Genomic DNA, 23,694 nt, shown 5'->3' on the forward strand with positions numbered 1-23,694 from the left:
TATGAAAATGATATTAATACTCCTAGTGTTCCTGTTTTCTAATCAACTTAGTGATCAGGATAATAGCTTGGAAATTCATGTGATAGATTTGAAAAACAGAACAGGGCAAGTAATTCTGGATGTTTTTGATTCGGAACTTGGATTTCCAATGAAAACAGAAAATGCAATTTTTAGAAGAAAAATGAGTATTCCTCAGGATGGGAAACTAGTTTTTTATATCCATGGATTAAAGGATGGTGAATATGCATTTGCATTGATTCATGATGAAAATGAGAATGACAAACTGGATCAGAATTTTATCGGAATACCTAAGGAGGGTGCAGGAGCTTCCAATAATGCTACAGGTTTTATGAGACCTCCAAGTTATAAAGATTCCAAATTCATTGTCACCAAGCCTTTAAAATTGACCATTAAAATGTTATATTTCTAATCGCAAAAAATATCAAGGGAAACGGGAATAAAGGGAAAAGCGAGAAAACATCAAATCAAGAAAATGAAAACAATTACCCTAACGAGTCTAATTACATTATTATTTATCTCTATTTCTTGGACTCAGCAGCTTGCATTCCCCACCGCAGAAGGATATGGTAAATATTCTAAAGGTGGCCGAGGAGGAGCGGTTTATGAAGTAACAAATCTTAAGGATAGTGGTGAGGGTAGCCTAAGAGCGGCAGTGGAAGCTTCGGAACCAAGAACAGTTGTGTTTAGAATTTCGGGCACCATTATTCTAGAAAGTCCGCTGAGAATCAAGCATCCATTTCTTACCATTGCAGGTCAGACTGCACCTGGAGATGGAATTTGCCTTCGGAAAAATCCGATCATCATTGAAGCAGATCATGTTATTATCAGATACCTTCGTGTGAGATTAGGAGATGAGTCGGGAGGTGATTACGACGCGGTTTCCAGTAGATATACTAAACATATCATAATAGATCATGTCTCTTCGAGCTGGAGTGTGGATGAATGTATGTCCATCTATCACTGCGATAGTATAACTGTGCAGTGGTGCTTAATTTCAGAAAGCATGAGCCAATCTAATCATGTAAAAGGGTCTCATGGATTCGGTGGTATCTGGGGAAGCAATAACAGTACTTACCACCATAATTTATTGGCGCATCACTCAAGCAGAAATCCAAGAATGGCTTCTGGTTCTGGTTATACGGATTATCGAAATAATGTGGTTTATAACTGGGGTTACCAAAGCTTATATGGAGGTGAAAAGAAGCAAAAAGGAAACGATAAATTTAATTTTTCTCACTTTAACATTGTAGCTAATTATTACAAGCCAGGTCCTGCAACGAATCCGAACAAAGTCTCTTATCGGATTGCGAATCCTTCCTCGAGAAGTGAAACAGATTTTGGGCTGTGGTATATTTCTGAAAATGTGATGGTCGGTAATGAAGAAGTTACGGCTGATAATTGGAATGGAGGCGTTCAAACAGATATTGATTTAGAAAAAATTAAACAAGAGAAACCTTGGGCTTCGATGATTATTAATCAACAATCAGCGGAGGAGGCGTATCAAATTGTACTTGAAAATAGTGGTGCAACTTTACCTAAAAGAGATGAAATCGACACTCGTATTGTTAAAGAAACAATGGAAGGATATGCGACTTACGAGGGAGAAAGCTATAAGAATAAGCATCAAGTTGCTGATTCCACATTGGTGACTGGAATCATTGATACTCAAAATGATGTAGGAGGTTGGCCAGAATTGAAAAGCTTGCCTGCCTTAAAAGATACAGACCATGATGGGATGCCAGATAAATGGGAAGAAAAGCATGAATTAGATAAGAATAATCCAGAAGACAGAAATGAAATTGCTTCGGATGGATATACGATGTTAGAGCATTATCTTAATGGGATAAATTGAGCAATAACGCTATGAAATTATGATGATAGATTAACTAAGAATCTTTACGACTTCGATAATTGCTAGCTAATAGTAGCTGCTATTGCACTTTGATAATCTTTCGCGTGATCTGACTGTATGGATTTCTAAATCTAATAAAATAGACGTCTGCGGGATAACCTTCGAATAGCACTTGAAGATTTTCATCAGGTGCTATTTTACCATAATTCGCTAATTGTCCTGCTGAACTGAATATTTGAAAAGATAAAATAGTCTGGTGTTTGTTTTTTAGGTCAATGTAACTGCCAATAAGATTGGTACTGATTTCTACAGAATTTTCATCCAAGCCTGGAAGGTCGCATAAATCATTAACCTTTTCCTTAAACTTTGAATAGGACATCGTCTGATCTTCATCACTTAGATTGTTGGTTATATTTCCGACAACCTTGTTGTTTTCTAATTTTAATACGTTATTAGAACAACTACTAAAGAAAATGCCAGGATAGTTTGCATCTGCATGCTCTATAATTCTTTCATAGTTAATGACAAGTCGATCTCCTTTTTCAAGACTCTCAAATAAAAAAAGATCGCAACTACTGTTTGATTCTATTAGCGTCAAATTCCTATATTCGGTATTATCTGTGGAGCTCAATGTATTTCTAACTAAAAAATCCACATATTGATGGAATGGCTGCTCTTGGTCATTGTATTTATTGATGACTTCGACTTCTAAAACGGCAAGGGAACTTTGAGAAACCACACAAAAAGATGGCACAGGTAGACAAGAGCAAGTAATGCCACGTGTTAAGAATAAGAAATAGCAGAATAGTGTTATGAGTGTCGTTTTCATTTTTTATGGATTCCTTTATATAGACGAATGAAAAATTGAAAACGTTGGTTGAGAAATGAATTATTTCATAGAAACGTTGCTATAATGATTATGGATGATTGCGTCTTGCTGGATAAGATTATTCATAATTAATGATTATTTAGTCGCGATAAAAGTATGATCAGGATAAATAAATACTAAATTGGGCGCTTTCAAGCTTGGTATTTCAAACACTGATCAATTAGGAAGCAATGTATTTTTGGCTCCTCTCATCTTAAAACACGCAATATGAACTATAGATTACTTATAATCATAACATGCTTCTCGATTCTGATTTCATGTGCAGAAAAAGAAGTCATTGTTCCAGTTGAGAAAGAGAAAGTAGAAGAAAGCATTTTTGCTATTTGGAAGCGAAAAAACATTGAAAGAAATTACGAAAATCAGAAGGATGAAGATGCAGCAAAGCGTAGACAGGGACGAGATCATAAAGACTTTTTTATCAACATATTCCCAGATGGAAGAGGAACGATTATTTACAATACGGAAATAGATACATTTGCTTGGCAAGTTGATGAGAGCAATGGTACACAGGATACCATAAAGTCCATTGTGGCAAAATTGCCATTCGGCCAAACGAAGATTAATTTTTTGAACAAAAAAGGTTCGTCTAGTTTAGTTCTATCTACTGATAGTGGTTTGACAAAAATGAATTTTACGCATTTCTCACCTTTAACCACTGATTTCAAAGAGGATCCATTTTATGCAGATAATAATCGATGGAGAATACGGAAATTAGACATGCTTAGTGAATCTGAAATGGAATCAAAGGTGGAAAATTACTTACAACACTATCTCTACCTTTTTAAAGCAGCACTTGATGAAGACAATCCTCGAAACTTTTCTAACCGAAATTCAAAAGGTGTGTTTAGAGTTTATAAAAGTTCCATTGGGATATCTGCAAAAAATGAAATAAGCGAAGATTGGTACAGTTATTTTTACAATGAAGAAGAAGCAGTTAAAGCTTACGATCTTATCAAAAAAAGGATTAAGAACAGTGGCGCAGATATTGAAAAAAGCGATAAATGGCAACTAGATAACTATAAAATTTTGCAAGGTATTACTAGTCGATAAGTTTACTTCTATAAAGAATGAGTGAGCTTAATAATTAGAATGATTATCCTGATAATACGCAGGTCTAGATGAAACCTGATCTCTGATGTAAGGAATTAGAATTCCGTAGAATTAAACGTATATTTATTTCAACGAGGTACTCTGATTTTGGAATTTGATAGCTAGCACCAGAGTATTGTTTTATGCTTAGGGCCAAAATTGGTCAATAAAAATGCGCGCATGCTAAGATTCGAAAAACTTTTTACACTACTCATTTTAGGTCTTTTATTTTCCTGCCAATCACCAAACGATTCAATAAAAAAGGACAAATTGGCCCTTCCAGAAAAACCAAATATCTTATGGTTGGTCACGGAAGATATGGGACCCTACTTACCTTCATTCGGAGATTCAACAATTCAGACTCCTAATCTGAGTAGACTAGCTGCTGAAGGAGTATTATTTACCAATGTTTATTCCCCATCTGGTGTCTGTGCTCCCAGCCGAGCGTCGATTGCAACAGGAATGTATCCTTCTAGTATCGGGGCGAGCAATATGCGTACGACTTCTTATACGGATGTTACTGGTTTGCCAGCATATGAGGCTGTACCATCTCCCGAAGTGAAAATGTTTAGCGAGTTGCTACGATTGGGTGGTTATTATTGTACAAATAATTCAAAGAATGACTACCAATTTCAGGCCCCGGTAACGGCTTGGGATGAGAACGGAAAAGAAGCACATTGGAGAAATCGCGATAAGGAGAAGCCATTTTTCTCCATTTTTAATTTTGGTGTAACCCACGAGTCAGGGCTTTTCGAGCCGTATGACAGAGAAGAGTTGGTTTCGAAAGATACGGAGTTTCCGATTCCACCTTATCTGCCGAACAATGATATTGTTAAAAGAGACATGTGGAAAATGTACAACAATATTGCCTTGATGGATGTGCAGGTCGGGAAGATTCTCGATGAATTAGAAGAAGATGGATTGCTTGAAAATACCATTATTTTTTTCTACGGAGATCACGGTGGTCCATTGCCGCGTCAGAAAAGACTCGTCTACGATGCTGGGCTGAAAGTGCCTATGATCATTAGATATCCGAATGGTGTGAAAGCTGGATCTTCGGACGATCAGCTCATAAGTTTTGTGGATTTTGCACCGACCATGCTTGAATTAACGGGACAAGAAATACCAGAATATTTACAAGGACAATCATTCATTGACCCAGAACAAAGTGAAAGAAAATACATTCATGCTGCTGGTGATCGCTTTGATGGATTTACGGATGCAATTCGAGCAGTAAGAGACGATCGTTTCAAGTATATCAGAAATTATAGACCAGAACAAGGGTATTACTTGCCAGTTGCTTATCGAGAGCGTATTCCGACGATGCAAGAATTATTGAGGTTAAGAGATGAAGGAACGCTTGATGAAATTCAAGTCCTGTGGTTTCGAGAAAACAAACCTAGAGAGGAATTATTCGACTGTATTAACGATCCACATGAAATTAACAACCTCGCATTAGATCCGGCATACGCGGATAAATTGAAAGAACTAAGTAATGAAATGGATCGTTGGTTAAGTGCAATTGGTGATCAACCTAATATCCCAGAAATAGAACTCATTACTAAATTGTGGAATGGGAAGGATGAACAACCCGTAACAGAGGAACCAACAGTTAAAGTGGAAAAAGGGAAACTTTTGATTGAATGTGTAACTCCTGGCGCAAGTATCGGATATCGAGTGAAAATGACGGATGGAAACGAGCCAACTCCATGGCAGATTTATGAGGAATCATTGACCTTGGAAGAAGGCGAAAAATTAGAAATTCAAGCGCATCGAATCGGATATAAAGCGAGTGATATCGTTTTATTCGAAGGAGATTAATTGAATTTCAGTGTTCATAAATTGACCTAAAAAAGAGGAATATGATGGGGCTAATCATCAGTCAGTACTTTCTCCAGCGGCCTATGATGGAATTAATTCGATATATTCTATAAAACAGTAAGGAGTAAACTGGAGTATTTTGATATGCCAAAAGGATGTTGTTGTTTGTCAAAAGAATATCTAAGTTACTGCTTTTGTTATTGGTGTGTATTTGGATTATAGTATTGTATACCAATAGTATATGTATTTGTAAATATGTAATATGAAAGTAATTTGTTTATTGGTAATGATTGGTTTTTTTCTACTAGTGAACGCCTTCAGTTCTGTTGCTCAAGAAGACAATGATATGAAAGGAATGATAGAAATCATTAAGCTATTCAGAGCATTAGATGATGAAATGTCTTCCCCGAATTACCTTGAACCTCTACTTATTTCTGATACAATTCTAAGCAATACTAGAGGAACAAATTTCGAAGAGACTGCATTGACTATTATTTCAAATCTCTATTCGTGGGTAGGAGAATACCAGAAATCGTTGGAATTATATTCGAAGACTTTTGAAGTGGCTGCATTGACTGATAATCAACCTATTGATTTAAATGGATTTATTGCAGTAGATGCTGTTCAGGAAATAATTGAATTAGCTGGACAGTATGATGTGATTTTCATAAATGATGTGGGACATCGGCCAGAGAAAAGTGTTTTTGTTACGATGCTTTTAGAAGATTTAATGAATCAGGGATACACTAAAATAGTATTTGATGAGATCGATTCAACCAAGGGTATGATCAATCTTAGTAAAATACCTACTGAAAATTTGAGTCTAAAAGCATTAGCACCCAATTATGCTAATCTCGTTCGAACATCATTAAGTTTAGGATATGAAATAGTCTTATACCCATACATTTCGATAACAAATTACAGAAATAGAGATTCAATTTTCGCGCTCGAAATTTTCGATCAGCAGAATATTGACATGGCTAAGATGATCGTTTTTTATAATAAGGATATTATAAACGCTTCAGAAAAAACGCTTGCCTACTGGTTAGAATTGCTTACTGGAAAAGCTGTTCTAAATATTGATCAAATCAAGTATAGTGAGGAACATGATCAGATTTTTGAATCACCATTTTATCAAAAAGCAGTTGAATTAAATAAAAGTAAGCTACCTTTTATCTTAAAAAATAAAGATGACTACTTCCAAGATGATACCAATGAGGGTTTCGATTTTTACGTTTTTCACCCTAGAACAAGTTATACTTCAGGTCGTGCTAGTTGGGAAACGGATTATGTGTTAGGCAATAAGAAATACTTAATAAATCTACCCAAAGAAATTTATCAAAACATACCTGAAGGTGCTTTAATTCAAGTCTTCTACAAGCAGGAGTTCGATAGTGGGATTCCGATTGATCAAATTTTATACAAAGGATATGAAGATACCAATAAGCCTATTGTTGTTCCGGAAGGTAGATTTATATTGCGAGTGGAAGGGATGGAAAGGTCGAACTTATTACAATTCGAGTTTACATATGATTTAGAAAATGGGTTAGCCATATTAAAATAATATTTTGATGAAAGGATGTGCTTGGGGTTTTATTAGTATTGTGCTATTAGCAATAGATGAAATATCTAGTTTTAAGGGGAGTAAAATGCTTTTAATGACCATATTCAGCCTGTCGAGCAGATAATGTTAGACTTTTTACAATCATTCTATTAATCACAATTTAAATTGATTAGGAAAAATTTATCTTAGCATCTAACGAGTGTTCATAGCCTTTTTTACTATGAAAATACATCGTCATTGTAGAATTAGTAAACTTGGAATATGCCCATAGGATTTAAACATGAACATTTACAAGAAGCCAAAACTCGAGAAGAACTAATAAAGATTGCAGAGAAGAATAACATACCTATAAGTAAAGCGCTTAAGAAATTAAGATATGAAGCAGAACTAGAAAAGCTGCAATCAGAATTTGTAAATCTCCAAAAATGGATCGTTAAGAAAAAACTTAGAGTTGCGATTGTTTTTGAAGGCAGAGACGCTGCTGGAAAAGGTGGATCTATTAAAAGATTCAAAGAACATCTTAACCCACGAACTTATAAAGTGGTTGCACTTTCGAAACCTACTGAAGAGGAAAGAGGCCAATGGTACTTCAGACGTTATATTAAAGTGCTTCCTAATCCAGGAGAAATGGCGTTTTTCGATCGAAGTTGGTATAATCGAGCAGTTGTAGAGCCTGTGATGGGATTCTGTACAAAAGCAGAATACAATAAATTTATAGGTCAGGTACCTGAATTCGAACACTTGTTGTATGAAGACAATCTTAAGATCATCAAGTTTTGGTTTTCTATCTCAAAAGAGGAACAAAATAAGCGTTTTGATTCACGCTTGAGCAATCCACTTAAACGTTGGAAATTTAGTCCCGTAGATAAAAAAGGTCAAGAATTATGGGATAAATACACGTATTACAAAGAAGAAATGTTTAGCAAAACTCACACGACTTTTAGTCCTTGGATTATCGTGAAAACGAATGACAAGAAGCAGGCGCGATTAGAGAGTATGCGGTATGTTTTATCCCAATTTGATTATGAAGGAAAAGGAGATTCGGGAATTACGCTTCTTCCAGATCCTAACATCATTAATCGATACCATAGAAGTATTGTTCAAATAGATATGTAAACCCCAGTGTTATGAGTGATATTAAATTAACTGACCAAGATATTGAGCTTCTGAATTCGAAAGAGGGTTTACTTGCTTTGCTCAGAAATAAGAAAACAAATGTTCCCAAGGCTCTTGAAGTTGCAACTTACTTGCATGAGTTGAAAATAAAACAAGAAGAACTTATAAAGTTTCAAAATTGGATTATTAAGAAAGATAAGAAAGTGGTCATCCTTTTCGAAGGGCGAGATGCAGCTGGAAAAGGTGGAGCGATCAGAAGGATTACGCAATGTATTAATCCAAGGCATTTTAGAATTGTTGCTCTGAATAAGCCATCTAAAGATGAAGAGAAACAATGGTTCTTCCAGCGGTATATTAAACAACTACCTAAGCCAGGAGAACTCGTCTTATTCGATCGAAGTTGGTACAATCGTGCCGTCGTAGAGCCGGTGAATGGTTTTTGTACAGATAAAGAGTATAAGAGATTCATGAATCATGTGAACGAGTTCGAGAAGATGCTCGTGGAATCTGATGTCCACCTGGTCAAACTTTATTTCTCGATTACTAAAGAAGAGCAAGCAAAGAGATTCAAGGACATCAAAAATAGTCCACTGAAGCGCTGGAAAATGTCACCTGTGGATGAGAAAGCTCAAGAACTTTGGGATGATTACACCAAATATAAAAAGGCAATGTTTGAGCAAACGAATACAGAAACTGCTCCTTGGATTATTATCGATGCTAATGTGAAACCCATTGCTAGACTCAAGGCGATAGATCATATTTTTGATTCGATTCCGTATAAATAATTAAATCCACCTACGGCCCATTATATGGAGCATGAAAGACAAAAAATACATCAACAAATACTTGCATTAGATCGCGAACGGTTAAAACTCAAAAGCAAGAAAAAATGGGTGCTGCCTAATTTTTTACTCGTGCCCTTAATCCTGTTTATATCTGCCATGTTGACCAAAGACCCAGGCGTGGTTGGAGTGATCACTATTTTAGCATTTCTCGGCTGTTGCATTACTTACTTCGGAATTATTTCGCTTCCATTTATAAGACTGAAGACAAAGTTAAGAGAGGTATTACTGGATACATTTATGAAGACTTATCATCCGACGATCGAATATCAATATTTCGAAGGAAAGAAAAACGTGAAAGAAATCATAAGGTCTTCAAAATTGATTTCTGTAAATATATTTAAAGAGGAAGATGTCATTCAAGGTAATATGGATGGAGCCCAATTTTATCTTTCAGAAATTCACCTAAAGAAAAAGTCTGGCAAAACGGAACGCACCGTTTTCAAGGGGATGTTGTTCCGTATTAGGATTCCAGGCAAAAACTATCCTGAGTCTAAGATCCAAAGCAACCCAGAATTTATGCGGAAGATATTAGGAGGATTAGAGAAGAATGAAGAACATAATTTTTACTACGAATCAGATGATCTAGCCACAATAGAAAAGCATATCGGATCACTTTTCCCATTTATCAAACATTTGATTCAGAAGAACAATGATGTGCGCATAAAAATCAAAGGCGATGAATTAGTCTTACTATTAGAATCTGACATAAAATTCCTAGATGATCCGAAACCACGACTGGATAAGTCTTTCGATAATCAAGAATACTATAATAAATTAGCAAAGCATCTGAATACTTTTATGTTCATCATAGAATCTTTAGCGAGTGGTGCGGATGCATTGGAACTAGAAGAAAAAATGAAAGTGAAGTTAGAAAATTATAAATCTGTTATTAAACTGAGACAGGAAAAGGAATGAAACTTTATGTTCAATAATAAATGAGCAAACGAGAATATGCAAGACTATATTGATTTAGCGGAAAAGAATGGTGTAAAGCTGGTGGATTTTGGTAATTGTCAATTTTGCGGTGCGAAAACGAAAAGAGGAATTCACGAATGCTTGGAAATATTTAATCTTGGTTTTCAGGAAATAGATTTCTCGAAAAGGAGCAATCACATTTATCGGTTTTTAATTGTAGATGCGCATACTTTACAGCATCCCGAAATTCATGGTAGATGGAATAATCACTTCCACCTGAGTAGGCTGCATTTGATTTTTAAGTACCATGTAAAGTGGACATATGAGCATTCACCAAAACTAAGCAATTACTTGAATAAGTATAAAATTGACCATCAAAATGAAAGGCTGATCCCTCCGCCAGTCTTAGAAAGAGGTAAAATTAGATCAACAGATGTAAGAGAGAAGTCTACAGATGAACAGGCGTGTATACATATGATTAACGAATGGGCACGAGAAGTATATCATACTTGGGAAAAGTATCATCCGGTGGTAGACAAGATCGCTATAAAGTTCCTGAAAATTGAATACTAAAAAAGCCGACCTGTTACGACTTGTTCATTATATTTGAAAAATAACATGAATAATTAATGCACGATTTTAAAGCGGAAATAGAAATCATTGGTATAAATCCGTTTGTGTTTTTACCTCAGGATATTCTAGAAAGTCTCTTCAAAACTGCAGGGAAAAATAAAGGCAAAATACCTGTACGACTATTAATAGGGGGACAAGATTTCGAGCAAACGCTCATTAAATACAGTGGTTACTGGCGGTTATATCTCAATGCATCCATGAGGAAACTTGCCCGAAAGGAAGTTGGAGATGTGATTGCATTAAAGATTGCTTTTGATCCTAATGAAAGAGTTGTGCCTTTTCATCCTAAGCTCAGAAAAGCATTGGCACAAAATAAGGAAGCAAATGTCGGATTCGGAAAATTATCTCCCTCTTTACAAAATGAAATTTCGAAATACCTCTCTTATTTGAAAACGGAAGAAAGTATCGAAAGAAATATAGACAAAGCCATCAAATATCTTCGAGGAGAAGGCAAATTTCTAGGAAGATCACTACCTGAAAAGAGTGCAAAATCATAGTTTGAATAATAGTATTAGGAAGCACTTTTTACTTGCAAACTGTTATAATTGATTCTCTTGAATATAAAATGTTAATGCAGTGCATTGCTTAGGACTAAAAATCCATTACATTTATTCTTTATTAAGGAAAATTATAGTTTTAAAACCACGGGATACCGTACCACAAATGAAAGAGATCCAATTCGTAGATAGAGCATCCGGAGACTTGGTGTCTGAAAATCCACCAGGTGAAAAGTTGTTGAAGTTCTTCTACCAAAGTACTTTGGGCAAGCTTTCATTGGATCTCATAGTCAAGCGGAAGTTGATTTCTTCTATCTATGGAAGAATGATGAGTCGGAAATCCTCGAAAAATAAGATCACCGATTTTGTGCAGACCTATAAGATAGATCTGAAAGAGGCTATAAAGTCATTGGAGGAATTTACCTCTTTTAACGATTTTTTCTATCGCAAACTGAAACCTGAAGCTCGGCCCATTGGTGAGGGAATTGTTTCTCCTGGAGATGGTAAGTTGTTGGCCTTTGAGTCGATTGGGAACCTGCAGTCCTTTTTCGTAAAAGGACATGAATTTACACTAGATTGCTTTTTACAAAACCAGAACCTGGCCGACGAATTTAAAGACGCTGCATTTTTTATCCTGAGATTGGCACCGAATGATTATCACCGATTTCATTTTCCATATGCTGGAATTCCAGAAAAAGTTCATGCAATTAAAGGCAGTTATTTTTCCGTTTCACCTTATGCGCTAGCTGAAAATTTTGCACGGGTTTTTTGTGAAAATAAAAGAACATATACGATACTTAAAACTACAGATAAGGGAAGAATATTACTCAGCCCAGTCGGCGCAACGATGGTAGGATCTATTCACCACACTTATGAAGCAGGGAAAGCATTAAAGAAGGGAGATGAGATGGGATATTTTTCATTCGGTGGTTCTACGGTTGTCATTTTGGTCCCCAAAGATAGTATCGTAATAGATGCTGATCTACTTGAAAATACTAAGAATAGGATGGAGACAGCGGTAAAAATGGGCGAACGGTTAGGCGTGTAAGATTGCGAAACTAGCTGAAATCTAATATTTTCAGATTTAGAGTGTATTAATTTTCTTTTAGGTCAATGTTTTCCTCGTAAACAAGAACCAAGTATTCTTCGTATTTTTAAGGTGTCAATTACAAGGTAGAATTTAATCAACTACCAGCTAGCACACAGAGTCATTCCATTTTTTATTTCTATTTTACAGAACTTTCTTAAAAGAAGGGTAGGAACATTTTATAATAAGGGGTCTCCCAAAATTGATAGCTTATAAAATTGACAAATGAATCGAAGAAAATTTATAGCACAATCAGGTATAGCAGCAAGTTCTTTGCTTCTGCCATGGTCTGGATTTACGCCTATAACAAAGTCTAAATACAAACTTGGGTACCAACTTTATTCTATACGAGACCTGATGGCTAATGATCCTATAGGCGTGTTAGAGGCTTTGAAGAAAATGGGCTATAAAGACTTCGAAGCATATGGCTTCGACGATATAAAGGGTGAATTTTATGGATTTAAGTCAAAAAGTTTCAAGCAAGTCTTGGATGACTTGAATCTTACCGTAACCAGTGGGCATTATAATTTTTCGCCTTATTTATTGAAATCAGATGATGAATTAGAACAATTTGTGGATCGATGTATAGAAGGTGCGATGGCGATAGACAGCAAGTATATTACTTGGCCATTTTTAGCTCCGGAATTGAGAACGATTGACAATTTCAAGATAATGTCTAGAAGGTTGAATGTGATCGGCGAGCAGGTAACCAAAGCAGGTCTAGGGTTTGCTTATCATAATCATGGATTCGAATTCGAAGATCATGGCGGCGAGAATGGATTTGATATCATTATAGCAGACACTGATGCAGACTTGGTGAAGCTAGAAATGGATATGTACTGGGTGATGCATTCTTCTAAGTTCACGCCTAAAGAATTGATAGATAAGCAGCCAGGAAGATATGTGATGTGGCATATTAAAGATATGGATAAGGTTACTAGAGATTATACGGAACTTGGAAATGGATCTATCAATTATCTAGATATTCTGCCAGATCCAGAACGTTCTGGATTAGAGTACTTCTACATAGAACAAGGAGGAAATTTTGCGAATAATTCAATGCAGAGTGCCAAGGATAGTGCGAAGTATTTCAAAAGGAACTTAAAGAAGTTGATCTAGGAACAAATGAAAAAAGGAGACCTCTTAGGATTAAGAACAACGATCTATAAAGTTGGAAATCTAAATCGAGCAAAAGAATGGTATGCAAGTGCTTTTCAAGTTGCGCCTTATTTTGATGAGCCTTTTTATGTTGGATTTAACATCGGTGGTTTCGAATTAGGTCTGCAACCAGAAGAGAAACCTAGCCAAGAAAAGGCAGACCATGTTGTTTCTTACTGGGGAGTGGATGATATCCATAAAGTTTATGACCATTTTATCCAACAAGGCGCTATCTCACATGAGAAGCCTTATAATGTAGGTGGAGAATTGATGACGGCAACCGTTTTTGATCCCTTTGGGAATTGTATCGGGTTAATATTTAATCCATATTTTAAGTTGAAAGGAGAATAAGTGAAACTTATAGGTTATAATAGATATTTATTTATATTATATTTATAATATTGTAATTAAGTAAAATACATATATTTAAAATTCATATTTGATTGTTTTATGGAATTTAAGAAACATGTAGTAGGCGAGAAGAATGTCGCTGAAATCATATCAGATCAAGTTGAGATTAATTCAGTGGAAGATGGGAAAGATCTTTTGGGAAATGTTTACTACCAAAATTTTGATGGTGTGATTGTATACAAAAAGCACATTACACCAGATTTTTTTGATTTGAAGAATGGTATAGCTGGAGATATCCTTCAGAAGTTTTCGAACTATAGAATCAGACTAGCAATCATCGGAGATTTTTCAGGATTTACGAGCCAGAGTATTAGAGATTTTATCTTCGAAAGTAACAAAATGGGACATGTAGTTTTCGTAGCGAAGTTAGAAGAAGCGTTAGATTTGTTAGGCAAATAATAAAATAGCTTAATGTTAAAGTAGAAATTGAATGGATAAGGAAATTCCTAAAGTATATTACAATGATTTAAGAAAGCTTCGAATAGAAGTAATGAATTTTTCCCAGTTATTTGACTCCCTGAATCAGTCAAGTAATCACAATCCATTTGCAGTACATAAAATTGAGTTTTATCTAATATTAGTCGTTACCAAAAATACTTACACTCATTTCGTTGATTTCAAATCTTATGAACTAACGGAAGGAAGTGCTCTTTTTATAGCGAAAAATCAAGTTCATCATTTTACAAGAGGTCTCGAAGAAGCAGAAGGATATTGTGTTATTTTTACGAGCTTATTTACCGATAAATATCATTTCCTTTCTGATAACTTGAAAGTAAACCGGTTATTTAATTACCATATCGAAACACCGTTGATCCTCCAAGAAGAAATGGGCGATGACAACTTAGTTGATACCGCCACTTTACTCTATAATGAATACCAGTTCGCGAATGCATTTGCGAAGCCAGAGGTATTAAGTGCCCTGCTACAAGTATTGCTTCTGAAGGCCGAACGGGCTAAAGACTTTCAGTCCATAAGTGGTGTCAAATTACACTGGCTAGAATTATTTAATAATTTCAAAGACATGCTTGAGGTTGAGTATGTAAATACCAGAAATTCAAAGGATTATGCTTCGAAGTTGTTCATCTCTTATAAGTTTCTGAACGATATTGTCAAGGAGTTAACAGGTAAGACGGCTAAAGCTTTCATAGATGATTTCGTTTGTATTGAAATCAAACGTTTACTTGTTTCCACCTCCTTATCTGTGAAAGAAATCAGCTACCAAACGGGATTCGAAGATTCCGCCAATATGGTCAAGTTCTTTAAGAAGAATATGAAGACGACACCTCTGAAATTTAGGCAGCAAAAGTAACCCATGAAGGAGTCACATATTGCAAATGATATAGAAATAATTTACCTAACAAATTCAGAATTGATGAAAAAAATTGCGGATTAAGCATACCCGAAACATCATCTTAAAATTATCGATACCTAAAGATCATTCTATCTTATCAATGTTAGACTCCCGCTAACCATTTGATCCAAGCCTTTAGAATCTTCATATTTTATGCCATAGATATATACACCTTGAGCACAAGGCATACCGTTTAATTCCCCATCCCACAAAGGCTGGTCTGATTTATTGCTAAATATTAAATTACCCCAACGATCAAAAATTCTTGTCTCTTTTACGATAACATTCGAAGATGGGAATATGACCCATTCTTTATTTAGAGACGAATTTGGTGAAAAGACATTTGGTACATAGATATACTCCCTCTCGAAATATAATAATTGCACACATGTACTTGTATTTTCACAATCATCGATGGCCTCATAAATTCTCTGAACGGTGCCATTGGACTTAGTGCACAAATCAGGATCTAAGCTTACATCTTGAATATCAACAATGGCAAAGAATGATGCAGGGCTACAATTATCGCTTCCTTCTAATTGGATTTTTGGAGTCGGCTTTGATTCACCGCATGTCAATGTAATATCTGAAGGACAAGTGATGACGGGGCCCTCGATGTCTTCATCAAAAGTAAAAATCCGTGAGCAACTTATTATTTCATTACCATCGTCGGTCAAAGTATAGGTTCTGGTGATGGAAGAGCAGTCATTTTCCATCAATACATTATCTCTATGAAAAATACCTTCAACGCCGCAAGTAGTTATATCTGTGAAAAAATCTTCTATGCTACCTTCTAAATTTCCTGCATCATATATGAATGGAATTAAACTTTTACAATCATCTATTTCTATACTTGTTATGGTCTTACAACTAGCGCTATAAGGACAAGGAGGAACAACAATGATCACAGAATCATCATCATCTTGATTATTGCTAAAATCTCCTGGCGCGGAATCTGGATCTACTTCACTGTCTGAAAAGACTTGTGCATAATTGGAATAATCTCCCGATGATAGGACTTTAGCAGTTATCATAAGTGAAATGGATTCACCGATATCCAGTGGTCCCACCACCCATAACCCCGTTACACTATTATAAGCGCCGTTCGTATTATCACTTAGGTAAGAAAATCCAGAGAGTAGTTGATCTCTAACGGTAGAACCCGAAGATGCATCAGGGCCGTTGTTGGTAATTGTAATGGTAAATGTTATCTCACTTCCGATCATTGAAAAAGAATCACTGGCAGTTTTTACAAGTTCAAGATCTGCTCTATTCGTTCCACATATTTCAGGTAAACCAGGAATATCTAGACATGTGTAAGTGCCATAATCTTTCTCTTCATCGTTCCCATCACCAAATGCGCCTTGCCTGTTATGTCCAATGTTGCATATCTGAACTGCTGTATTAACATAAGGTGTAATATGGCCACCATTAGATATAGCGACAGCACTCATATTATTTCCTGTTGGTATTTCCGGGCAGAAAATAATTCGATCAGTTCCGGAAGTGATGGATTGGTTATCGTTAGTTCCCCAAGATCTTATGGTTTCGTCTACTAAAATTGCGGAAGAGGCTGAACGGTAATTATGGGTGGAAAGCGTACTAATATACGCCACATTTCGTAAAATCCCACTTGTACATTCTTGTCCCACTTTAGACCATCTTGTTACATCATTATTATGACCTACTCCTAAACTTCCTTCTGAGTTTTCTCCTAAAACATGAATGGTTCCGTCACCATCAAGAAGCAAAAATGAGTTGGATCCGGCTTCAATCTGAACAATACCACTGCCACTAATTGGTGGCTGTGTATTAAGTTGAGTTAGACTTGAAAGATTTGCAATAATTCCATCTCCTAAGTATGTATTAGAACCTGAAGCGTATATATTGCCATCACTTCCTTGCACCAATAAAGTACGATATCCAACAGCAAAATCTACTACATTAATTCCAATGGGCATGATTAGTTTTGTCCAAGAAGTGTTCGATGCTTGAGCCTGTATGTTAGATGCGCCATCCCCAGTAATATATAATTCACCAGAACTTGTAGAAAATACAAGAAACCCATCCTCTTGACCATTAGAATTTCCTTGATTATTACCACTTCCTGCCGTGCCTTCCCATTTGTTAACATCACATACTGTAATACCAGAAGGTAAGGTCAAGCTGCTAACTCGCCATGAACTTCCTTGGGTAATTGAATTGTCTATAAGCAAGTCTTGTTGACCTACACAATATATTTTACCATCACTTCCAAGAAAAACAGCCTGGCTTCTTCCACCAATTGCTCCCCAGACTGGAAAGACCCCAAAAGGCATGGGATAAGTAGAACTGGGAATATTCGTTAGAACAACTTGGTAATTAGTGCCATTAGGAGCAAGGTCTTCTCCAGTTATAGAATATCCATTAGAAGTTTTAATGATCTGGGCATGATAAGAAGCTTGGATTATACTATTCTTTTTAATTTCACATGGATCAATGTTCGTTGGATCACACTGAGCTGAAAGTCTATTAATTATGAATGCATCAGTAACAATGTAGATTGTTAATACGAAGATTACTTTCTGTAGAAATTTTGTTTTGGAGTTTAAAATTTTCATAGGCTCATATTAAAACCAATATCAACATCTTATTCCCAGACGGAATTTGTACAACATCATTTAGCTTTCACACTAGGAGGTTTTCAAAATTACCTAAATAAATTGATGATTACGATAATTATTTGCCAGCTAATATGATTTATCTAGATCGGTATGCTGCGTTTGGATATGTGCGTCTGATTGGATTGGTGAGCTAGAAATTCCAGATCACTGAGCTAAGCGCGGAAAGGAGAGTTGGAAAGCCTGCCTGCCAAATCGGCAACGGTAGTCAGGGATCATTGAGCTATTTCCTCTTGCTATTCTCCTAGAAGGTGCTTAATTCTTGGTTATTAATCCAAGGAAAAGGAAATGTGCTGGTTTCTATTGATACTCCCATGAAATGGGGTTTTTCTTTTAGTTTTTTCTAATCAAAATATTCATTGAGTTTGATTTGGTTATACATTCACCATTTAGTGTTCCATTTTGATAATGATAATACTGTGAAATCGATTCACCTTTGCAGTACACAATTATTAATAAATAAAAACATTTAAAAATGAAATACTCAAAATTAAATTTATTGTTCTCTGTAGCTATAGGAATTTTATTTTCAATCTTTCCTAGTAACAATGGAGTACAAGCTCAAAGTGATCATCTATCGAATAAAGAAAAGGTAGTTGCTTTAATCAATAGTTTTAACACAGGTGATCAAACTCCCATTTCTTACATCAATCCAGAAAAGTACATTCAGCATAATTTAGCAGTTGGTGATGGATTAGCGGGATTCGGTGAAGTTATGCATCATGCGCCAGAAGGTGGATTTAAAGCAAAAGTTATTCGTGCTTTCGAAGATGGTGATTATGTGTTTACTCATACTCAATATGATTTCTTCGGCCCTAAAGCGGGATTCGATATTTTCAGATTCGAAAAGGGAAAAATAGTAGAACACTGGGATAATCTTCTTGCGATTCAGAAACCGAATCCAAGTGGAAGAACGCAATTTGATGGAGCTACGGCGATTACAGATTTGGATAAAACGGAAGCTAATAAAAAAGTCGCAAAAGAATTTATCGAAAAGGTAGTCATCAATCACGAAATGGATAAGTTGGCTACTTATATCAATCCGACAAAATACATTCAGCACAATCCTGGAGTAGCAGATGGTCTGGACGGATTCGGAGCGGCAATGAAATATTTTGCTGAAAATGGGTTGGTCATGGAGTACGACAAAATACACATGGTTCTTGGTGAAGGAAACTTTGTACTAACGGTTAGTGAAGGAAAATTTGGTACAGGAGTTCATTCTGCATACTATGACTTATTTAGAATCGAGAATGGTCAGATTGTAGAACACTGGGATGTTATCTCACCGATCGAAGCAAAAGCAGATTGGAAAAATGACAACGGTAAATTTTAGAAGCATTTAAAATTTTAATAAGATGGAATATCAGAGTCTCTGATATTCCTATTTTATAAAGAAGATATCATGATAACAGCACAAAAAAATCAAATAAGCGCAACATTAGCTGAGCTTTATAACGATGCTAAATACGATTACTTGAAAATGATGAAGGGAGCAGCGAAAAGCATTTTTGGTCCGATGAAACCAGAAGATTTTAAAGAAGCTTACCTCTCCATTTCAGAAGATCAAGGTGTAGAATTAGTGAAGCTAATTAAGGAGAATGACTTACAGCATATCGTTGAATTTGGGACATCATTTGGAATATCAACTCTCTTCTTAGCTCAAGGTGCATTAGAAACGAAAGGTCGAGTTGTTACAACAGAATTGATCGAATCAAAAGGAAAACGAGCAATAGAGAATTTTGAGAAAGCAGGAGTGGCTGACTTGATAGAAGTCAGAATTGGAGATGCTATGGAAACATTGAAAGATCATGATGAGCGCATTGATTTACTGCTGTTAGATGGTTGGAAAGATTTGTATCAACCATTATTTCAAATGTTAGAACCTCTATTTCACAAGGATACCTTCATCTATGTAGACAATGCGGACATGGCAGAATCACGTGCCTTCTTGAAAGTGGTAGGTCAAAACGAGCGATATCAATTAGAACCTTTATTTAATGGAAAGGTGGTTTTAATTAAGGTTAAGTAAGTTTCAGAAGCGTAAATTAATTAGTGATTGGCTTTTGGTGCAATATTGACCATTATTGGTTTGACATTGACCTATCGAGCACGAAAAATAATTAGCAAGTTTGTATAAATTAATAAAAATGAGTCAAGTTTCATTATGCCTAACATGCGGCGCAAAAGCAAAAGTGAAAACCTCGAATGGCGAAGTTGCATTCAGCGCTATTCAGGAGGAAGAAGTATTTAAGAAGGTCGGTCAGCTGAAGAAAGCCATGGAAAAGTTCAAAGCCAAAGCGGAAGCCTTAGCAATAGAGTTAGCAGAATTAAAAAGCAAAAAAGAAGTATGAAAGCTTTAATGACATATCGTCAATTTGTATTTGTTATCGGGGTGGTATCCATCATGAGCTTAGCATCTTGTTCTAAAAGAATCATTTACAGTGCACCTCCTTCTATTTTAGAAGCTGATGCGGCTATGCTTTCTCAGGAAAAGCAAATGGCATATCAATTTTTAACCACAGAGAAAAGTGATGAGCAGCTCTTAAGTGACAACTTCATCAGTCGTGATCAAACTTGGGCGGGCGAGAAGGAGACATTTATTAAGAAAAGAAATTCTAATGCTCCTCAGATTAAACCTATACGGATTTTGCAAGACAGTTCTTTAGTAGCGGTTCATAGTAGAATGTTAGGTGATACCCTGAAATTTAGATGGGATATATTAAGAATAGAAAATCAGAAAATAGAAGAGCATTGGAGTAATGTGCATGATTCTATAGGATTAAATCCTGATAAGCATTCTGAAATTGATGGCCCTACGATCCCGAGTGAATTAGAAAAAACGGATATAAACAGAGCTCGAATTGATCGATTTATAGATCAATGCATGATCCGGGAAGATGGCGGTGCGGCTAAGTTTTTCAATTTTGGATTGTATATTCAACACAATCGAGATGTGGGTGATGGGCTGAGCGGATTGTTATGGGGAATGCTTAAGATGAAAATGAATGGAGAAACCATAAAATTTAAGCATAATTATCACATCATAGCAGAAGGTAATTTTGTGCTGAGTGCAACAGAAGGTTATGCGGGAGGTGAGAAATTTGCTTTTTATGATTTGTTTCGATTGGAAGAAGAAAAGATTGTGGAACACTGGGATATTATTGCACCTTTGGATAAGTTCTCCTATTATAATGAAGCTGAAAATTAATATGTATTCGTGGCTTAAGCCGCGTTTTTAAAACCGCTACTAAAGTAGCGAAAACTAAGGGACATGAATCTAGATCAGAATAAAAAGAATGCTATTGCATTTTACAGAATGGCGTACGAAGGAAAGCCGACCAAAGCCGTTGAGTTGTATGTCGGTGATGAATATATTCAGCACAATCCTCTTGTAGCGGACGGTCCTCAGCCATTTATCGATTATTTTACGAAGATGCAGAATGAATATCCTGAAAAATCTATAGAGTTTGTGCGAGCTGTAGCTGAAGGAAATTTGGTAGCGCTTCATACCCACCAAGTGTGGCCAGGAAATGATCAATATATCACCATGGATTTCTTCCGTTTTGATGAGAGTGGTAAAATTGTAGAACACTGGGACAGCATTCAACAAGTACCTAAAGAATCAATGAATAATAATACAATGTATAAGTAACGGCTATGAATTTTATAAAAAAAAATTACGGATGGATGATTGTTGCTGTTTTAGCAGCATTGCCATTGATGGTTATATTCAATATGATCGACATCAATTTTTCTGATGGTTTTTCGGTATCACTAATAGAAGTTGCAGGAGGTGAAGGGAAAACAACTTTAGAAATGTTATACCATGTTTCTGGAGAGTTCGCCATAAGATGGATGACTGCTGTTTTAACCATGACACCTGTTTTTATCATTTTTGGAGTGACCAATTTATTTGTCAGACAAGCCATGGGCATTGCAACGGCAGTGTGGAGTTTACTTCATTTTATCATATTCATTGCAGCGGAAGGTTTACTAGAAACATTTACACAGGTGAATTATATCGCTGGATTCATAGCTATTTTAATTCTGATTCCATTGTTGCTGACATCTAATCGAAAGTCCATGAAGCTTTTAAAATCCAATTGGAAAAAGATACAGCAGTTCTCCTATGCTGCCATTTTGTTAAGTTTAATTCATGTTGCTATTCTAGAGAAAACGTGGATTATCTATGCCGTTATTGTCGGTCTTGGCTTCATCGTCAGAATTCCAGTAGTGAAGCATAAAATTCTTGGTTTTCGTAGAAAGCGAAAAACGGATTAGAATAGAACTGAATATTCAATTTTTATAGGATTATGACTTGCTATTGAAAATATAATTTACCCCTGCGATGTAAGCAAAATTAGAATAGTTAGCACCATTATAATACTTAATTGCTGGATTCAGACCATATGAAAGTCCACCTGTCACCTGCCAGCCTTTAGCTAAATCCAAAGTAAGATTGGGTTCTAGATCGAAATTATAAGTCTTTTCTGGATCGAATCCAAGCATCAAAGTATTGGCTAATAGGATACTTGGAGTAGTTCGAATCCCCAGAATTAGGTTTTTGATTGGATATTGGACACCAAGGGTTATTCCGCAATAATATAATCTCCAATTAGAGAAAGTTACGTGATCTGCACCATATAAATTTGTAACTAGACCTGTACCAAGACTGAATTTATTGACTTTGAACTTCCGCTCTATTCCAAATCTAAAAGCTGTTACAGATTCTTGTTTTTTCCACTCTTCCGGTAAATTTTCATTAGCTGATCGATGAGTATCAAAATTTGAAATACCTGCTCCTAAATTGATTACCCATTGTGAGAAACTCTGAAGTGGGAGAAATAGAAATAGTAGAACAAGAATTTTTACTCCTGATATTTTCATGGTAATTTATGATAATGTTTTTTGATGATTTTAGATTGAAGATAATTAAATTTCATGTATTTCATCACGACTTAAAAGTGAAGTATCCTCGGATAGCATTAGATCACTGAGCCGCGCTTAGGAAAATGGGATGGCAAGGATCATTGAGCTGAAGTTGGAATCAGAAAAGGAAATCCATTCGATCTGTGATCTCTCTCTTTATTCCTCGGACTGAAGTCCAAGCTCCATTTTAAAAATTAGATCGGTAAGTCGAGCTTGGGTATGTGGGTTTGCTAGGATTGCCGAGTTGAAGTTGGAATCAGAAAAGAAAATTCATTTGATCTGCGATCTCTCTCTTTATTCTTCGGACTGAAGTCCAAGCTCCATTTTAAAAATTAGATCACTGAGCCGCGCTTAGGAAAATGGGATGGCAAGGATCATTGAGCTGAAGTTGGAAAGTTGGAATAAGAAAAGGAAAATCATTCGATCTGCGATCTCTCTCTTTATTCCTCGGACTGAAGTCCAAGCTCCATTTTAAAAATTAGATCGGTAAGCCGAGCTTGGGTATGTGGGTTTGCTAGGATTGCCGAGCTGATGTTGGAATCAGAAAAGGAAATTCATTCGATCTTCGATCTCTCTCTTTATACCTCGCCATAAATCCGAAAGCTTGCCTCAAATTTTCTATTGGTCATACAGCCCACCTTCCACCGTGAAATAGAAATAGCTCGGCGATCCTTGCACGCGCTCCTATCTCTTCTCGGCTCAACGATCTATGTGCCAAAAAAGTCTAGTGAAAATTAATTCGATCTAAATCTTATTCAATATCAATTGGTTCACTTTTCACCATTATTGGTTTAACATTGACATAGACACAACGAAACTAATTGCCCAACTTTGTAGTAAGAGAAAAAATGAT

General features: G+C 36.0%; 24 protein-coding genes. 21 read left to right on the forward strand and 3 right to left on the reverse strand.

The features are described 5' to 3' along the window. The first annotated feature begins 1 nt into the window (after position 1). A complete protein-coding gene (locus L2586_RS15630; protein WP_235293863.1) occupies positions 2–430 on the forward strand; it encodes a DUF2141 domain-containing protein in 429 nt (142 codons plus the stop codon). A 63-nt stretch (positions 431–493) separates the two neighbouring features. Beyond that, a complete protein-coding gene (locus L2586_RS15635; protein WP_235293864.1) occupies positions 494–1,873 on the forward strand; it encodes a pectate lyase family protein in 1,380 nt (459 codons plus the stop codon). Between the two features lie 79 nt (positions 1,874–1,952). On the opposite strand, the gene L2586_RS15640 is transcribed toward L2586_RS15635, so the two are convergent. Further along, positions 1,953–2,702: a T9SS type A sorting domain-containing protein gene (locus L2586_RS15640; RefSeq protein ID WP_235293865.1), complete on the reverse strand. Its 750-nt coding sequence runs from the start codon at positions 2,700–2,702 to the stop codon at positions 1,953–1,955. 267 nt (positions 2,703–2,969) lie between these two features. Between L2586_RS15640 and L2586_RS15645 the strand changes: the two genes are divergently transcribed. From L2586_RS15645 to L2586_RS15705, 13 genes are all read left to right on the forward strand, one after another. Continuing rightward, the gene (locus L2586_RS15645) at positions 2,970–3,812 is read left to right on the forward strand and encodes a hypothetical protein (protein WP_235293866.1); all 843 of its coding nucleotides are present in this window, start codon (positions 2,970–2,972) and stop codon (positions 3,810–3,812) included. 219 nt (positions 3,813–4,031) lie between these two features. Further along, entirely contained in the window at positions 4,032–5,672 is a 1,641-nt protein-coding gene (locus tag L2586_RS15650) for a sulfatase family protein (RefSeq protein WP_235293867.1), read from the forward strand. 262 nt (positions 5,673–5,934) lie between these two features. After that, on the forward strand, positions 5,935–7,236 hold the full coding sequence (locus L2586_RS15655; RefSeq protein WP_235293868.1) for a hypothetical protein: 1,302 nt from the start codon (positions 5,935–5,937) through the stop codon (positions 7,234–7,236). A gap of 261 nt (positions 7,237–7,497) precedes the next feature. Continuing rightward, positions 7,498–8,352, forward strand: coding sequence for a polyphosphate kinase 2 (gene ppk2, locus L2586_RS15660; RefSeq protein ID WP_235293869.1), 855 nt, complete (start codon positions 7,498–7,500; stop codon positions 8,350–8,352). An 11-nt stretch (positions 8,353–8,363) separates the two neighbouring features. Further along, entirely contained in the window at positions 8,364–9,137 is a 774-nt protein-coding gene (gene ppk2 / locus L2586_RS15665; RefSeq protein ID WP_235293870.1) for a polyphosphate kinase 2, read from the forward strand. 129 nt (positions 9,138–9,266) lie between these two features. Beyond that, positions 9,267–10,112 (forward strand): hypothetical protein, encoded by an 846-nt coding sequence (locus tag L2586_RS15670; RefSeq protein ID WP_235293871.1) that lies wholly within the window; start codon positions 9,267–9,269, stop codon positions 10,110–10,112. 36 nt (positions 10,113–10,148) lie between these two features. Then, positions 10,149–10,685 carry a DUF5946 family protein gene (locus L2586_RS15675; protein ID WP_235293872.1) on the forward strand — a complete coding sequence of 179 codons (537 nt, stop codon included), beginning with the start codon at positions 10,149–10,151 and terminating at the stop codon, positions 10,683–10,685. 56 nt (positions 10,686–10,741) lie between these two features. Next, the gene (locus tag L2586_RS15680) at positions 10,742–11,242 is read left to right on the forward strand and encodes a YdeI/OmpD-associated family protein (RefSeq protein WP_235293873.1); all 501 of its coding nucleotides are present in this window, start codon (positions 10,742–10,744) and stop codon (positions 11,240–11,242) included. A 166-nt stretch (positions 11,243–11,408) separates the two neighbouring features. Continuing rightward, the gene (asd, locus tag L2586_RS15685; RefSeq protein ID WP_235293874.1) at positions 11,409–12,290 is read left to right on the forward strand and encodes an archaetidylserine decarboxylase; all 882 of its coding nucleotides are present in this window, start codon (positions 11,409–11,411) and stop codon (positions 12,288–12,290) included. A 264-nt stretch (positions 12,291–12,554) separates the two neighbouring features. Further along, complete coding sequence (locus L2586_RS15690) at positions 12,555–13,448, forward strand: sugar phosphate isomerase/epimerase family protein (protein ID WP_235293875.1); 894 nt, start codon at positions 12,555–12,557, stop codon at positions 13,446–13,448. A gap of 6 nt (positions 13,449–13,454) precedes the next feature. Beyond that, the gene (locus tag L2586_RS15695; RefSeq protein WP_235293876.1) at positions 13,455–13,838 is read left to right on the forward strand and encodes a VOC family protein; all 384 of its coding nucleotides are present in this window, start codon (positions 13,455–13,457) and stop codon (positions 13,836–13,838) included. A gap of 99 nt (positions 13,839–13,937) precedes the next feature. Next, positions 13,938–14,297, forward strand: coding sequence for a DUF4180 domain-containing protein (locus L2586_RS15700; protein WP_235293877.1), 360 nt, complete (start codon positions 13,938–13,940; stop codon positions 14,295–14,297). A gap of 31 nt (positions 14,298–14,328) precedes the next feature. Continuing rightward, entirely contained in the window at positions 14,329–15,207 is an 879-nt protein-coding gene (locus L2586_RS15705; RefSeq protein ID WP_235293878.1) for an AraC family transcriptional regulator, read from the forward strand. Between the two features lie 131 nt (positions 15,208–15,338). Here L2586_RS15705 and L2586_RS15710 read toward each other — a convergent pair whose 3' ends face one another. After that, positions 15,339–17,849 (reverse strand): T9SS type B sorting domain-containing protein, encoded by a 2,511-nt coding sequence (locus tag L2586_RS15710; RefSeq protein ID WP_235293879.1) that lies wholly within the window; start codon positions 17,847–17,849, stop codon positions 15,339–15,341. 535 nt (positions 17,850–18,384) lie between these two features. Between L2586_RS15710 and L2586_RS15715 the strand changes: the two genes are divergently transcribed. The 6 genes from L2586_RS15715 to L2586_RS15740 all read left to right on the forward strand — a co-directional run bounded on the left by L2586_RS15715 (position 18,385) and on the right by L2586_RS15740 (position 22,193). Then, a complete protein-coding gene (locus L2586_RS15715; RefSeq protein WP_235293880.1) occupies positions 18,385–19,245 on the forward strand; it encodes a nuclear transport factor 2 family protein in 861 nt (286 codons plus the stop codon). Positions 19,246–19,314: 69 nt separating this feature from the next. Then, the gene (locus L2586_RS15720) at positions 19,315–19,941 is read left to right on the forward strand and encodes an O-methyltransferase (RefSeq protein WP_235293881.1); all 627 of its coding nucleotides are present in this window, start codon (positions 19,315–19,317) and stop codon (positions 19,939–19,941) included. A gap of 118 nt (positions 19,942–20,059) precedes the next feature. After that, a complete protein-coding gene (locus L2586_RS15725; protein WP_235293882.1) occupies positions 20,060–20,263 on the forward strand; it encodes a hypothetical protein in 204 nt (67 codons plus the stop codon). Further along, positions 20,260–21,120, forward strand: a complete 861-nt coding sequence (locus L2586_RS15730) for a hypothetical protein (RefSeq protein ID WP_235293883.1) — start codon at positions 20,260–20,262, stop codon at positions 21,118–21,120. The genes L2586_RS15725 and L2586_RS15730 overlap by 4 nt, the downstream gene beginning before the upstream one ends. Before the next feature lie 63 nt (positions 21,121–21,183). Then, positions 21,184–21,564, forward strand: coding sequence for a nuclear transport factor 2 family protein (locus tag L2586_RS15735; RefSeq protein ID WP_235293884.1), 381 nt, complete (start codon positions 21,184–21,186; stop codon positions 21,562–21,564). Positions 21,565–21,569: 5 nt separating this feature from the next. Beyond that, a complete protein-coding gene (locus L2586_RS15740; protein ID WP_235293885.1) occupies positions 21,570–22,193 on the forward strand; it encodes a ferric reductase-like transmembrane domain-containing protein in 624 nt (207 codons plus the stop codon). 30 nt (positions 22,194–22,223) lie between these two features. Here the strand turns inward: L2586_RS15740 and L2586_RS15745 are convergent, their stop codons facing one another. Next, positions 22,224–22,799 carry a hypothetical protein gene (locus L2586_RS15745; protein WP_235293886.1) on the reverse strand — a complete coding sequence of 192 codons (576 nt, stop codon included), beginning with the start codon at positions 22,797–22,799 and terminating at the stop codon, positions 22,224–22,226. Positions 22,800–23,694: the final 895 nt, after the last annotated feature.

Source organism: Portibacter lacus (genome assembly GCF_021533215.1).
Classification (GTDB): Bacteria; Bacteroidota; Bacteroidia; order Chitinophagales; family Saprospiraceae; genus Portibacter; species Portibacter lacus.

Bases quoted from the DNA above. Each gene is read 5' to 3' on its own strand.
- L2586_RS15630 (WP_235293863.1), top strand. From the start codon at position 2: ATGAAAATGATATTAATACTCCTAGTGTTCCTGTTTTCTAATCAACTT.
- L2586_RS15635 (WP_235293864.1), top strand. From the start codon at position 494: ATGAAAACAATTACCCTAACGAGTCTAATTACATTATTATTTATCTCT.
- L2586_RS15640 (WP_235293865.1), bottom strand. From the start codon at position 2,702: ATGAAAACGACACTCATAACACTATTCTGCTATTTCTTATTCTTAACA.
- L2586_RS15645 (WP_235293866.1), top strand. From the start codon at position 2,970: ATGAACTATAGATTACTTATAATCATAACATGCTTCTCGATTCTGATT.
- L2586_RS15650 (WP_235293867.1), top strand. From the start codon at position 4,032: ATGCTAAGATTCGAAAAACTTTTTACACTACTCATTTTAGGTCTTTTA.
- L2586_RS15655 (WP_235293868.1), top strand. From the start codon at position 5,935: ATGAAAGTAATTTGTTTATTGGTAATGATTGGTTTTTTTCTACTAGTG.
- ppk2 (WP_235293869.1), top strand. From the start codon at position 7,498: ATGCCCATAGGATTTAAACATGAACATTTACAAGAAGCCAAAACTCGA.
- ppk2 (WP_235293870.1), top strand. From the start codon at position 8,364: ATGAGTGATATTAAATTAACTGACCAAGATATTGAGCTTCTGAATTCG.
- L2586_RS15675 (WP_235293872.1), top strand. From the start codon at position 10,149: ATGCAAGACTATATTGATTTAGCGGAAAAGAATGGTGTAAAGCTGGTG.
- L2586_RS15680 (WP_235293873.1), top strand. From the start codon at position 10,742: ATGCACGATTTTAAAGCGGAAATAGAAATCATTGGTATAAATCCGTTT.
- asd (WP_235293874.1), top strand. From the start codon at position 11,409: ATGAAAGAGATCCAATTCGTAGATAGAGCATCCGGAGACTTGGTGTCT.
- L2586_RS15690 (WP_235293875.1), top strand. From the start codon at position 12,555: ATGAATCGAAGAAAATTTATAGCACAATCAGGTATAGCAGCAAGTTCT.
- L2586_RS15695 (WP_235293876.1), top strand. From the start codon at position 13,455: ATGAAAAAAGGAGACCTCTTAGGATTAAGAACAACGATCTATAAAGTT.
- L2586_RS15700 (WP_235293877.1), top strand. From the start codon at position 13,938: ATGGAATTTAAGAAACATGTAGTAGGCGAGAAGAATGTCGCTGAAATC.
- L2586_RS15705 (WP_235293878.1), top strand. From the start codon at position 14,329: ATGGATAAGGAAATTCCTAAAGTATATTACAATGATTTAAGAAAGCTT.
- L2586_RS15710 (WP_235293879.1), bottom strand. From the start codon at position 17,849: ATGAAAATTTTAAACTCCAAAACAAAATTTCTACAGAAAGTAATCTTC.
- L2586_RS15715 (WP_235293880.1), top strand. From the start codon at position 18,385: ATGAAATACTCAAAATTAAATTTATTGTTCTCTGTAGCTATAGGAATT.
- L2586_RS15720 (WP_235293881.1), top strand. From the start codon at position 19,315: ATGATAACAGCACAAAAAAATCAAATAAGCGCAACATTAGCTGAGCTT.
- L2586_RS15725 (WP_235293882.1), top strand. From the start codon at position 20,060: ATGAGTCAAGTTTCATTATGCCTAACATGCGGCGCAAAAGCAAAAGTG.
- L2586_RS15730 (WP_235293883.1), top strand. From the start codon at position 20,260: ATGAAAGCTTTAATGACATATCGTCAATTTGTATTTGTTATCGGGGTG.
- L2586_RS15735 (WP_235293884.1), top strand. From the start codon at position 21,184: ATGAATCTAGATCAGAATAAAAAGAATGCTATTGCATTTTACAGAATG.
- L2586_RS15740 (WP_235293885.1), top strand. From the start codon at position 21,570: ATGAATTTTATAAAAAAAAATTACGGATGGATGATTGTTGCTGTTTTA.
- L2586_RS15745 (WP_235293886.1), bottom strand. From the start codon at position 22,799: ATGAAAATATCAGGAGTAAAAATTCTTGTTCTACTATTTCTATTTCTC.